This window comes from Aquabacter spiritensis (genome assembly GCF_004346185.1).
Taxonomy (GTDB): domain Bacteria; phylum Pseudomonadota; class Alphaproteobacteria; order Rhizobiales; family Xanthobacteraceae; genus Aquabacter; species Aquabacter spiritensis.
Map to the genome: position 1 here is coordinate 140,780 of NZ_SMAI01000012.1, position 12,272 is coordinate 153,051.

Genomic DNA, 12,272 nt, shown 5'->3' on the forward strand with positions numbered 1-12,272 from the left:
TCTCCGCGCAACGCAGGTTGAGGTGTCGACGATGACGGGGATGCCGGGGAAGGATGTTCTTCTGCGCAGCCAGGTCCTGCATTCCATGAACGTTCTCGATACGCCGCCCGAGGAGACGTTCGATCGGATCACCCGCCTCGCCTCCGCCTCCATCGGCGTGCCGATCGCGCTTGTGAGCCTGGTCGATGAGGATCGCCAATGGTTCAAGTCGGTCTGCGGCCTCGACATGCGGGAAACGCCGATCGCGCATTCCTTCTGCGGCCATGCAGTCGAAGGCAACGATCCCCTTATTATCCCCGACGCCACGCGCGATGCGCGGTTCGCGGACAATCCCTTCGTGGTGGGGGAAGAGGCGATCCGCTTTTATGCCGGCGTGCCGCTGCGGTCCTCCGAGGGGGTACGGGTCGGCACCGTCTGTGTTCTCGACCGGATCCCGCGCACGCTCACGGCCAAGCAACTCGAGATTCTCCGGGACCTCGCGGCCATTACGGCGCACGAATTGGAACTTCGCCGTGTCGCGTCGACGGACGCGCTGACCGGCGCCTGGAACCGGCGCATGCTGGATATGGTCGCAACCAACGAATTCAATCGGGCGCGCCGGGTCGGCCGCCCCTTCTCGGTTGCCATCGTCGATATCGACCATTTCAAGCTGGTCAATGACCGCTTCGGGCACGAAGCCGGAGACGGCGCGCTGTTCGCCTTCGCCGACATCTTCCGGAAAGTCATGCGGACGGAAGACTGGCTGTTCCGCATCGGCGGCGAGGAGTTCGCCGCGGTGTTGATTGGCGCGGGGCGGAACGCTGCGGCGGACGCGATGGACCGGTTCCGCCGCGAGATCGCCGGCCGGGCTTTCGTGGCCGATCGCGGCACCTTCACCCTCACGATGAGCGGGGCGGTCGCGCAGGCCGCGAACGACGACGGAACGCCCGCTGCGACGCTGCCGCAACTCCTCGACATCGTCGACCGCGGGCTCTACCGCGCCAAAAGCGAAGGCCGCAATCGTATCGTCGCGGTGACCTGACTTCCGGCGATCCTGACCGCAGCCGGCGGCCGGTCTTGCTGCGCTGCGCCTCCCGCAGTGCAGCTTGTTTTCGCCCCCCGCGCCTCCTAAGGATCCCGCAGCGGCGCAGGATCAAGCGGCGCCGGCGGGAGAGACCATGTCGGCCTATTCGGAACTCGCGAACCATTTCGAGCGGGCGTCGGCCCTGTCGAACGCCATCGGCATCTTGCAATGGGACAGCGACACCATGATGCCCAAGGGAGCCGTCGGCACCCGGGCGGAAAGCCTCGCGTATCTGCGCGTCGCGCATCACGGTCTGGTCACGGACCCGCGCATCGGCGATTGGCTGGAGGCCGCTGGCTCGGACACGGCCCTGGGCGCCTGGGAACAGGCCAATGTCCGCGAGATCCGTCGCATCTGGACGGTCGACACCGCTTTGCCCGCGGACCTCGTGGAAGCCTCGAGCAAGGCCATTTCGGCCTGCGAGATGACATGGCGGCAAGCGCGGGCCGATGCCGACTTTGCAACCCTCCTTCCCTATCTCCACGAGGTCCTGCGCCTGCAGCGCGAGATCGGCACGGCGAAGGGCGAGAAACTCGGCCTCTCCCCATATGACGCGTTGCTCAATGATTACGAGCCCGGCGGGCGTTCGGCACGGATCGATGCGCTGTTCGCCGAATTGGCCGATTTCCTGCCCGGCTTCACCGACGAGGTGATCGCGATCCAGGCAGGGCGCGGTCCGGTCGTCGCGCCGGACGGTCCGTTCCCGGTCGAAGCCCAGCGGGCCCTCGGCCTATCGATGATGGCGGTGCTGGGCTTCGACTTCGATCGCGGCCGGCTCGACGTGTCGGCCCATCCATTCTGCGGCGGCGCCGACAACGATGTGCGCATCACGACGCGCTACGATCAGGAAGACTTCGCGCGCGCGCTCATGGGCGTCATGCACGAGACCGGCCATGCGCTCTACGAACAGGGCCGGCCCCAGACTTTTCTGCACCAGCCGGTGGGCCAAGCCCGCAGCATGAGCGTGCACGAAAGCCAATCGCTGCTGATGGAGATGCAGGCCTGCCGAAGCCGGGAATTCCTCACCTTCGCCGCGCCGCAGATGCGCGAGGCCTTCGGACGGTCTGGACCGGCCTGGGAAGCTGACGCGCTCCTGCGGCACTACACGAAGGTCGAGCGCGGCTTCATCCGCGTCGAGGCGGACGAAGTCACCTATCCTGCCCATATCATCCTGCGCTACCGCCTGGAAAAGGCGCTGATCGGCGACGAGATGCCGCTTTCCGAAATGCCCTCGGCCTGGAACGCGATGATGCGGGAACTTCTGGGCATCACCCCGCCGAACGATCGCCTCGGGTGCCTTCAGGACATCCACTGGCCGAGTGGCGGCTGGGGCTATTTCCCGACCTACACACTCGGCGCGATGACCGCCGCACAGGTGTTCGACGCGGCGAAGCGGGCCGACGCGGACGTGCTGCCCGGCATCGCCCGCGGCGATTTCGGTCCGCTTGTCCGCTGGCTTCGCGCGAACATTCACGGCCAGGGATCGCTATACGAGACCGACGAATTGCTGACCCGCGCAACCGGCCGGCCGCTCGACGCCTCCGTCTTCATCAGTCATCTGCGCCGGCGTTACGCCGAGGGCTGAGGATTCGTCAGCAACCGGCGCCGGTCGTCGGACCGACCACCGAGGGCGACACGCCCTGAACCGTCGGAGGCTGGGAATTCGGCGAGGCCGGAGTGGCGCTTCCCGGCGTCGTGCCGATATAGGATCCGCCCGTCCCCCCGCTCCAAGCGGTTGAGCCGGCGGCGCCCGGCTCCGTGCCGGACGCGGGACCCTGTGCCAAAGGAGTCGGCGCGGCCTTCGGCGGCGTCGTTGTGCACCCCGAACCCGCAGGCCCGATTTGCTGCGCGGCGGCGGGCCCGCCCCCGAGACCGGAGAGAAGAAGGCAGAGCGTGACGGCTCCGATCGGAGCCCCCCGGCGCGGCATCATGTTGGGCATGCTTGTTTCCTCGGCGCAGTTCCCCTACGGAAATCCGTCCGAACGATGCATTCTGCATTGCGCGTGCGGGCTCCGGGAGCGGATTCACCGACCAGGTCGTGCGACCTCGTCGGATCCGACGCAGAGAAACGCGCCATACCCGGTCCGCGTTCCCGCCAGGCTCAAGCGACGTGTGAGTCTTCGACCGTGACGACCGAGGCGCCTGCGCCGACATGGCCGATGCGGCGCGCGCTGGGATAACCTGCAGCAACGATATCGGCGAGCAACCGGTCGGCGGCTTCCGGCGCGCAGGAGACCAGAAGGCCCCCGGAGGTCTGCGGGTCGGTCCAGAGATGACGTCGCCAGATTTCCGAGTCCCGCGGCAAGCGGATGTCCGCACCGTAGCTGTCCCAATTGCGGAGCGACGCTCCGGTCGCAAAACCCTGCCGCACCAGCGCCTCGGCATGAGACAGAAGAGGCACGCGCGGGGCCTCGATGGTGACCGAGAGGCGCGAGCCGCGCGCCATTTCCAGCGCATGGCCGAGCAGGCCGAAGCCGGTCACATCGGTCATGGCATGGACGTCCGGCTCCTGCGCAAGCCCCGCGCCCACCTTGTTGAGCAAGGTCGTGGAGGCGATCATCTCGTCATATGCGTCTTGCGAAAGCGCCTCCTTCTTGAACGCCGCGGAATAGATGCCGACGCCGAGCGCCTTGGTAAGGATCAGGACGTCCCCGGGCCGGGCGTCCGAATTGCGGCGGATGGCATCCTTCTTGACGGTTCCGATCACCGCGAGGCCGTAGATCGGCTCCATACTGTCGATCGAATGCCCGCCGGCAACGGGAATGCCCGCTGCCGCGCACACCGCGCGCCCACCCCCCAAGATCGCCCGCACCACCGAGGCGTCGAGCTTGCCGATCGGCATGCCCAGAATGGCGAGCGCGAGGACGGGCGTGCCGCCCATGGCATAGATGTCGGAGATCGCATTGGTGGCGGCGATGCGGCCGAAATGATCGGGATCGTCCACCACGGGCATGAAGAAGTCCGTGGTGGCCACCAGGCAGGTGCCGTCCTCCAACTCCCAAACGGCCGCGTCGTCGCCGGTTTCGGTCCCGACGAGCAGCCGCTCGAACGCCGCCGCTGCGGGAGCCCCGGCAAGCAGGTCCTGAAGCACCGCGGGGGCAAGCTTGCAGCCACACCCCCCGCCATGCGCGAGACTGGTGAGGCGGAATGCCGGTTCAGTCATGCAAACTTCCTCAATCAGGCACGGGCGCACGGGTGGATCAGGAAACCGCGCGCCGGCGGGACGCGAAATTCAGGCTCAGACCGCGATCTCGGCGGCCCGGATGCTATAGCGGAATCCGTCCGGATCGAGGCAATCGAGCAGCCCGCCGGCCGATACCGCCTGCGGATACATGAGAAAGCCGAGCTTCGGCCCGTCATATCCCGGGAGCGCCACATCGTGAGCCGTATTATAGGCGAACCAATTGCCCTCCCAACCGCCGAAGAGCGCCTTTCGGGCCGCGACCACCTTCGGATCGTCGATCGCCAGCTTTCCGGGCGGCTCCTCGAGAACCACCTTGCGGACGTCTGCGGGGTCCATGGGAACCCAGCCGAAATCCGAGAGGAAGACCTCGGCCCGGCAATGCTGCGCCTTGGTGACGATGTCGCTGCTGGCGCCCAGGCTCTTATAGCCGAATTGCGAGGGCACCACGCGCAGTCCATAGAGATCGCGGGCGGGAATGCCCTGTGCCCGCACAAGACCGACGAACAGCGCGTTGAGGTCGGCGCATTTGCCGCCGAGATTGCCGCTCTGCAACAAAGCGGCGATGTCGCCGATGCCGCAGCCGCGCGTCGCGGCGTTGCGATAGGTGTTCTCGACCACCCATTCATAGATTGCGCGAACCTTTTCCAGGTCCCCGGTCTTGCCGGCGGCAATGGTATCGGAGGTCTGCTTCACGATGCCATCGATGGGGATCAGATCGGTCGCCGCGAGGTTGACGCTCCGCTCTTCGGCGTTCAGCGGCACCGGCTTTCCGGGCTTGGCGAGGTCCACCTTGTAGTCGCGGCTGATCGCCTGGCTGGTGAGTTCCACCTTCGGCGCCGTCTCGCCTTCGTTCCAGACGAGATGAAGCATGTCGGCGCCGGAGCGCGGATCGCGCACGATCTGCGCCTTGGCGGCATTGGTCGTCCAACTGTTGCCGCCCGCCTTGAACCAGTCCGGATTGCTGAAGGCGGCGACCGGCAGCCAAGCCTGGACGCGGCCTTGCGGCTTCAAAATCTCGACCGTGGTCACGATCTGGTAGCTGCGCCATTTTCCGGTCGTCGGAGCGAAGACCGCCGGCGCCGGGCTCTGGGCAAACGCGGCGCGCGGCATCACCGCGGCCGCAGTCGCAAGCATGCCCACTTTGAGGATGTCACGTCTCGTGCTCATCTGATGCACTCCTTGCCGTATGTCTGCCATCCCGCGTACCGGCGGGCGATGATCGCCGGCCGGATCCCGAGCCTCATTTCCGCAAGCGGTCGGGGCGCGCTGCCGGCTCGGTCAGAGCCAGAAGCGACGCCCCGACCGCCGGGTCCCCCCACACGACCTCCCCTTCCGCGAACAGACGCGGCGCATCCCCCACGAAGACGAAACTCGATGGCAGCGCGCTCACCCCCCAAGCGCGCGCGGCTGCCCGATCCCGATCCATCAGGATCGGACCGGGAGGCATGATGGTTTCGAAGAATGGCCGCACGCGCGTATCGACCTCGGCGACGGCGACGAGAACCACCGAAACCGTCAGGCCGGACCTCTGCCGTGCGAGGGTCGACAAGCTGGGAAGCTCATCACGGCAGGGTTCGCACCAGGTGGCGAAAAAATGCACAACTGTCACGCCCTCGGTCGCTTCGGGAAGACCCATTTGTACCGGGGGATCCGAGGCTCTTGGCGCCAGCCTCTCCAACAGGAGCGGCGGCAAGGGCGCGCCTCGGTAGGGCATGAGGCTTCCGGCTGCGGCAGCAGGACCGTTCACCAAGGCAATGGCAAAAGCGCAGGCGAGCGCCGACGAAGCGCCCCAGCGCGAATTGCAAGTGCGGCTGCAAGAGGCTCCGCGCAGGCTCACCATCGGGGGTTCATTCCCGTTCTCGGCGGCAAGCGTCGTCTCTGGCACTTCGTCTGCGCCCCGAACCTCGGGAGCCGATTTTAGGATCACGCGTGAATATTGCGCTCCTGTGCCGCGCCGTCAATCTGGCCTCGACACAATTCGCACTGCAAAGCTCTCCTCACGCGCCTCTCGAATACACTTCGCACATGCAGCATTTTTTGAAGCTATCTTCAGGCTTCAAAATCCGGCAACCGTCGCGCAGAAGTGGCAGGCGCAAAACCCCAATTTTCAAAGAAAAAGTCACGGACGGTTGTAGTGACACCGTTTGACATGATTCAAATTCCAAAATAGCGTCAGTGCTTGCCGGAATCCCGGCACAGGAGTGCGTAGCGCACCTGTCACGGTCCCCCGTCGGGGGCAGTTAAGAGGCATCCTTCGATGAACATGGAGCTCTCGCGGCGCCAGTTCCTCAGAACGGCGGGTGCGGGGATCGCGGGGACGTCGCTTGGAGCTTTCGGGTTCGGCGGCGTCGAGGAAGCACTGGCAGACGCGATCCGCCCCTTCAGGCTGACGAACACGACCGAAGTCCGAAACACCTGCACCTATTGCTCGGTGGCTTGCGGCATCCTCATCTTCTCCAAAGGCGATCTCAAGAAGGGCGAGAAGGCCGAAATCACCCATATCGAGGGCGATGTCGACCATCCGACCAATCGCGGGACGCTCTGCCCCAAGGGCGCAGCCCTTCTGGACATCGTCCATTCGAAGACGCGCCTTCAATATCCAATGATGCGCAAGGCCGGCTCGGACAAGTTCGAGCGGGTCAGCTGGGATGTGGCGCTCGATCGGGTTGCGCGGGTCCTCAAGGACGATCGCGACAAGAATTTCATCGCCAAGAACAATGACGGCGTGACGGTAAACCGGTGGGTGACCACGGGCTTCCTTGCCGCCTCGGCGACCACCAACGAAGCCGCCTGGTGCACGTACAAGGTCGTACGCAGCGCCGGCATGCTGGTGTTCGACAACCAAGCGCGGGTTTGACACGGCCCCACGGTGTCCAGTTTGGGCCCGACTTTTGGCCGTGGCGCGATGACCAATTCGTGGACTGACATCAAGAACACGGACCTTGTGGTCATCATGGGCGGCAATGCCGCCGAAGCACATCCGTGCGGTTTCAAATGGGTCACGGAGGCAAAAGCCACCCGTGGAGCGAAGCTCGTCGTGGTCGATCCGCGCTACACGCGGTCGGCGGCGGTCGCGGACTATTACGCGCCGATCCGCCAGGGCTCCGACATCGCCTTCCTCAACGGCGTGATCAATTACTGCATCCAAAACGACAAGGTGCAGTGGGAATATGTGAAGGCCTTCACCAACGCCGCCTACCTCGTGAAGGACGGCTTCGGCTATCAGGACGGCTTGTTCACCGGCTATGACGAGAGCAAGCGGGACTATAACCGCACGACCTGGGACTATCAGATCGGCCCCGACGGCTATGCCATGGTCGACGAGACGCTCCAGAATCCCCGCTGCGTGTGGAACCTCCTGAAGGCGCACGTCGCCCTCTACACGCCGGACATGGTCTCGCGCATCACCGGCACACCCAAGGACAAGTTCCTGAAGGTGTGCGAGATGATCGGCGAATGTGCGTCGCCGACCAAGACGATGACCTCGATGTATGCGCTCGGTTGGACGCAGCATTCCAAAGGCTCGCAGAACATCCGCACCATGGCGATGCTCCAGCTCATCCTGGGCAATATCGGCGTGCGGGGCGGCGGCATGAATGCGCTGCGGGGTCATTCCAACATTCAGGGATTGACCGATCTCGGGCTCATGTCGAACCTGATCCCGGGATATCTCACCCTCCCGACCGAGCGAGAGCCCGACTTCCCCACTTATATGGCGAGCCGCGGCTTCAAACCGCTGCGGCCGAACCAGATGAGCTACTGGCAGAACTATAAAAAGTTCTTCGTCAGTTTCCAGAAGATGATGTGGGGACCGGCGGCGACGGCGGAAAACAATTTCGCCTTCGAATATCTGCCGAAACTCGACGTCCCGGCCTATGATGTGCTTCGCGCTTTCGAGCTGATGAAGCAGGGCAAGATGAACGCCTATATCTGCCAGGGGTTCAACCCGCTGCAGGCGTTCCCCAACAAGGCGAAGCTGGCCGAGGCGCTGGGCAAGCTGAAACTGCTCGTCATCATGGACCCCCTGGAAACGGAAACGGCCCGATTCTGGGAAAATCACGGCATCTACAATCCGGCCGAACCCGCCAAGATCCAGACCGAAGTCATCCAGCTCCCCACCACCTGCTTTGCGGAGGATGAGGGGGCGCTGGTGAGTTCCGGCCGCTGGCTGCAATGGCACTGGCCCGCCGGCTCGCCTCCCGGCGAGGCGAAGACCGACGTGTGGATCATGGCGCAGATCCATCTTCGGCTGAAGGAGCTCTACAGGAAGGAAGGCGGTGCGTTCCCCGACGCCCTCCTCAATCTGCAGTGGAACTACAAGGACCCGCACGAACCCTCGCCCGAGGAATTGGCGAAGGAGATGAACGGCTACGTCGTCTCGGACGTCGTGGACCCGAACGATCCGACCAAGAAGCTGCTGGAGGCCGGCAAGCAGGTCGCCGGCTTCGGCGCCCTGCGCGACGACGGCTCGACCGCCTGCGGCTGCTGGATCTATTCCGGCTGCTATACGGAGGCCGGAAACCTGATGGCGCGCCGGGACAATTCGGATCCGGGCGAGACCGGCGCCTATGCCAAATGGGCGTTCTCCTGGCCCGCGAACCGGCGGATCATCTACAACCGCGCCTCTGCCGACATCAACGGCAAGCCGTGGGACGAGACCCGCAAGCTCCTATGGTGGGACGGCGCCCGCTGGACCGGCTACGATGTCCCCGACATCGCACCGACCGCCAAGCCCCAGGATGTTGGCCCGTTCATCATGAACCCGGAAGGCGTATCCCGCCTGTTCGCCCGGGGCATGATGCGCGACGGCCCCTTCCCGGTTCATTACGAGCCGTTCGAAAGCCCGGTCGCGAACGTGATCGCGCCCAAAGTGCGGGGCAATCCCGTCGCCCGGGTCTTCAAGGACGACTTCGCCCAGTTCGCCGAGGTCGCCTCGCCCGACTTCCCCTATGCCGCGACCTCGTACCGTCTCACCGAGCATTTCCACTATTGGACCAAGAACAACCATGTGAACTCGGTCCTGCAGCCGGAATTCTTCGTCGAGATCTCGGAGGAACTGGCCAAGGAGAAGGGCATCGCGCAGGGCGGCTGGGCCCGTGTGTGGTCCAAGCGCGGATCGGTGTTCGCCAAGGTCTACGTAACCAAGCGGATCCGCCCGATGCTCGTGGACGGCAAAACCGTCCACATTGTCGGGATCCCGATCCACTGGGGCTTTGTCGGCGCCGCCCGCAAGGGCTTCCCCGCCAATCAGCTCACGCCGTTCGTCGGCGACGCCAACATCGAGACGCCTGAATACAAGGCGTTCTGCGTCAATATTGAGCCCACGACCGGGCCGGTGGCCTGAGGGAGGTAGGACAGATGTTTCCCCCAGCCCCAAATCCCCCGATCGCGCCCACCCCCGCCAAATTCGGCGAGAAGGACCTGATCCGGAAGTCGGCGTCGAGCATCACGCCGGCCTCCCCGCGGCAGACCGAAGTGGCCAAGCTCATCGACGTGTCGAAGTGCATCGGCTGCAAGGCCTGCCAGGCGGCCTGCCTGGAATGGAACAATCTCCACGAGGAGATCGGAACCTTCAACGGCAGCTATACCAACCCGCCGGACCTCACGCCGGCGAGCCTCACGCTGATGCGGTTCACCGAATGGGTGAATCCCGAAACCGACACTCTGGAATGGCTGATCCGCAAGGATGGCTGCATGCATTGCGAGGATCCGGGCTGCCTGAAGGCCTGCCCGGCGCCCGGCGCGATCGTGCAATATTCCAACGGGATCGTGGATTTCGTCCACGAGAACTGCATCGGCTGCGGCTATTGCATCAAGGGTTGTCCGTTCAACATCCCGCGCATTTCGAAGGTCGACAACAAGGCCTACAAATGCACCCTCTGCTCCGACCGCATCGCGGTCGGCCAGTGGCCGGCCTGCGCCAAAGCATGTCCCACCCAGGCCATCGTCTTCGGCACCAAGGACGAGATGAAGAACTGGGCGGACGGCCGGATCAAGGATCTGAAGTCCCGCGGCTACCAGAATGCCGGACTTTACGATCCCCCCGGCGTCGGCGGCACCCACGTCATGTACGTGCTGCAGCACGCCAACACGCCGCAAATCTATGCCGGCCTGCCGAAGGATCCCACCATCAGCCCGGTGGTCGAGATCTGGAAGGGTGTCACCAAATATGTCGGCTTCGCGGTCATCGGCATCGCCGCGGCCGCGGGCGTGCTCCATCACCTCGTCGCCGGTCCCAACCGGGTCAGCGAAGAGGATGAGGAGAATGCCGAGAAGCTGACGGGGAGCGACCGGACATGAGCGGCAAACCTTATGACGTCGAGAAAGGCGACGGGGTGCATCGCGGCCACCCCGTCACCGTCGACCGCTACACGCTCGCCGCGCGCATCAACCACTGGATCACGGCCGTCAGCCTGATCCTTTTGGCGCTGTCGGGCATGGCCTTGTTCAGCCCGCAGCTCTACTTCCTCACCGCTCTGTTCGGCGGCGGGCAGATCACCCGCGCCATCCACCCCTGGATCGGCGTCGTGCTGTTCTTCTCCTTCGCCGGATTGTTCATCCGCTTCTGGAAGGCCAATCTCTGGAAGAGCGAGGATGGCACCTGGCTGCGTCGTATCCGCGACGTGCTGGCGGGGCACGAGGAACGGCTGCCCGAACTCGGAAAGTACAATGCCGGCCAGAAATTCGTCTTCTGGGGCATGTCGTTCCTGATCGTCGTGCTGATCTCGAGCGGCATCGTCGTGTGGGACCAGTATTTCTATCCCTTCACGACGATCGAGCAGAAGCGCGTCGCGATCCTGATCCATGCCTTGGCCGCGGTGGCGATCATCTGCGTCTGGATCATCCATGTTTATGCCGCGATCTGGGTGCGCGGTACGATCGGTGCGATGACCAAGGGCAAGGTCACCGGCGGCTGGGCATGGCGCCACCACCGCAAATGGCTGCGTGAACTGGTCGGCCGTCGGACCACCCGAACGCCGGCAGAATGAGCGGGGCGAGGCGCTGCGCCTCGCCTTCTCCCCATTCGGGGAAAATCTTCGGCTTGCCGCTTCCCAACGGCAGCCAACCCTGTGCACCACGTGGCCCGTGGGGTTCGTGAGGACATGATGTCGAGCATTTCCGGACTTCAGCCCGATCCCAGCATGATCGGCGGCATAGCGCAGCCCGCTTATGCCAAGCTTCCCGATCCTCTCGCTTTGTTCGCGACCCGGTCGCGCCGCCTCGCCCAGCTCGCAGCGGCGAGCGAGATGAAGCCGTATCTCGTCTTCCTCTCGGCGCTCGCTGAGGTGCAGCACGACATCCAGCGGGATCTCCCCGCCCCGGAAGGTCCCGACGCGGAGACGATCGCCCGCGCCGCCGAGTTCGCCATGCCGCCGCTCGACCGGGGCCGCTTCACCCTTGATGCGGCCTTCGACGCGACGCTGGAGCGGTTTCTCGACGGCGTCCGCGCGGTGGAAAAGCCCCTCCCCGCACAAGCCGCGCTCGATCGCGTGATCGCGGCCGGCCCAGTCGCGCGCGACGCCATGCTGCGCAACGTGCTGACAGATTCCTTGCCCGTGGAAAGCCTTGCCGAGCACCTGTTCCTCGCCGGCGCCCTCCAGGTGCATTTCACCCGCCTTGCTGCGGGTCTCCCGGCCGACCGCCTCGCCAAGCTCGCGGACGGAGTGTGCCCCTGCTGCGGCGGTCCGCCGCTCGCGAGCCTCGTCGTCGATTGGCCGCAAGCGCCCGGCGCGCGCTATTGCGCCTGCGCCCTCTGCGGCACGCTCTGGAACCATGTGCGGGTGCGCTGCGTGGTGTGCGGCTCGACCAAGGGGATCGGCCTTCAGGAGGTCGAAAGCGGAACCGGTGCGGTGAAGGCTGAAACCTGCGACGAGTGCCACTCTTACGTGAAGGTCTTCTACGAGGGCAAAGACAGCGGGATCGACCCGCTGGCGGATGACGTGGCCTCGCTCGGCCTCGATCTTCTGATGCGGGGCGGTCCCTATCGGCGCGCGGCGTTCAATCCCTTCCTGCTGGGCTATTAGG

At 64.9% G+C, this 12,272-nt stretch carries 9 protein-coding genes; 6 read left to right on the forward strand and 3 right to left on the reverse strand.

All coding sequences use genetic code 11. The features are described from left to right. The first annotated feature begins 40 nt into the window (after nucleotides 1-40). Together EDC64_RS17750 and EDC64_RS17755 are read left to right on the forward strand one after the other, a co-directional pair. Nucleotides 41-1,021 (forward strand): sensor domain-containing diguanylate cyclase, encoded by a 981-nt coding sequence (locus EDC64_RS17750; protein ID WP_165933808.1) that lies wholly within the window; start codon nucleotides 41-43, stop codon nucleotides 1,019-1,021. 136 nt (nucleotides 1,022-1,157) lie between these two features. Next, on the forward strand, nucleotides 1,158-2,648 hold the full coding sequence (locus tag EDC64_RS17755; RefSeq protein ID WP_132033829.1) for a carboxypeptidase M32: 1,491 nt from the start codon (nucleotides 1,158-1,160) through the stop codon (nucleotides 2,646-2,648). A gap of 516 nt (nucleotides 2,649-3,164) precedes the next feature. Here EDC64_RS17755 and selD read toward each other — a convergent pair. The 3 genes from selD to EDC64_RS17770 form a co-directional block, all read right to left on the reverse strand. Next, entirely contained in the window at nucleotides 3,165-4,226 is a 1,062-nt protein-coding gene (gene selD / locus EDC64_RS17760; protein ID WP_132033831.1) for a selenide, water dikinase SelD, read from the reverse strand. A gap of 75 nt (nucleotides 4,227-4,301) precedes the next feature. Then, nucleotides 4,302-5,414: a transglutaminase-like domain-containing protein gene (locus EDC64_RS17765; RefSeq protein ID WP_132033833.1), complete on the reverse strand. Its 1,113-nt coding sequence runs from the start codon at nucleotides 5,412-5,414 to the stop codon at nucleotides 4,302-4,304. A gap of 73 nt (nucleotides 5,415-5,487) precedes the next feature. Next, the gene (locus tag EDC64_RS17770) at nucleotides 5,488-6,087 is read right to left on the reverse strand and encodes a redoxin domain-containing protein (RefSeq protein WP_132033835.1); all 600 of its coding nucleotides are present in this window, start codon (nucleotides 6,085-6,087) and stop codon (nucleotides 5,488-5,490) included. A gap of 417 nt (nucleotides 6,088-6,504) precedes the next feature. Between EDC64_RS17770 and fdnG the strand changes: the two genes are divergently transcribed. The 4 genes from fdnG (at nucleotide 6,505) to fdhE (ending at nucleotide 12,271) form a co-directional block, all read left to right on the forward strand. Beyond that, nucleotides 6,505-9,591, forward strand: a complete 3,087-nt coding sequence (gene fdnG, locus EDC64_RS17780; RefSeq protein WP_165933810.1) for a formate dehydrogenase-N subunit alpha — start codon at nucleotides 6,505-6,507, stop codon at nucleotides 9,589-9,591. A gap of 14 nt (nucleotides 9,592-9,605) precedes the next feature. Next, nucleotides 9,606-10,547 carry a formate dehydrogenase subunit beta gene (gene fdxH / locus EDC64_RS17785; RefSeq protein WP_132033841.1) on the forward strand — a complete coding sequence of 314 codons (942 nt, stop codon included), beginning with the start codon at nucleotides 9,606-9,608 and terminating at the stop codon, nucleotides 10,545-10,547. Next, on the forward strand, nucleotides 10,544-11,236 hold the full coding sequence (locus EDC64_RS17790; protein WP_132033843.1) for a formate dehydrogenase subunit gamma: 693 nt from the start codon (nucleotides 10,544-10,546) through the stop codon (nucleotides 11,234-11,236). The genes fdxH and EDC64_RS17790 overlap by 4 nt, the downstream gene beginning before the upstream one ends. A gap of 117 nt (nucleotides 11,237-11,353) precedes the next feature. Next, nucleotides 11,354-12,271 (forward strand): formate dehydrogenase accessory protein FdhE, encoded by a 918-nt coding sequence (fdhE, locus tag EDC64_RS17795; protein WP_132033845.1) that lies wholly within the window; start codon nucleotides 11,354-11,356, stop codon nucleotides 12,269-12,271. The last annotated feature ends 1 nt before the right edge of the window (nucleotide 12,272 follow it).

What these genes read in the sequence shown, in the direction of transcription:
- fdxH (WP_132033841.1), top strand. Translation starts at nt 9,606, where the DNA reads ATGTTTCCCCCAGCCCCAAATCCCCCGATCGCGCCCACCCCCGCCAAA.
- EDC64_RS17790 (WP_132033843.1), top strand. Translation starts at nt 10,544, where the DNA reads ATGAGCGGCAAACCTTATGACGTCGAGAAAGGCGACGGGGTGCATCGC.
- selD (WP_132033831.1), bottom strand. Translation starts at nt 4,226, where the DNA reads ATGACTGAACCGGCATTCCGCCTCACCAGTCTCGCGCATGGCGGGGGG.
- EDC64_RS17755 (WP_132033829.1), top strand. Translation starts at nt 1,158, where the DNA reads ATGTCGGCCTATTCGGAACTCGCGAACCATTTCGAGCGGGCGTCGGCC.
- EDC64_RS17750 (WP_165933808.1), top strand. Translation starts at nt 41, where the DNA reads ATGCCGGGGAAGGATGTTCTTCTGCGCAGCCAGGTCCTGCATTCCATG.
- EDC64_RS17770 (WP_132033835.1), bottom strand. Translation starts at nt 6,087, where the DNA reads ATGGTGAGCCTGCGCGGAGCCTCTTGCAGCCGCACTTGCAATTCGCGC.
- fdhE (WP_132033845.1), top strand. Translation starts at nt 11,354, where the DNA reads ATGTCGAGCATTTCCGGACTTCAGCCCGATCCCAGCATGATCGGCGGC.
- EDC64_RS17765 (WP_132033833.1), bottom strand. Translation starts at nt 5,414, where the DNA reads ATGAGCACGAGACGTGACATCCTCAAAGTGGGCATGCTTGCGACTGCG.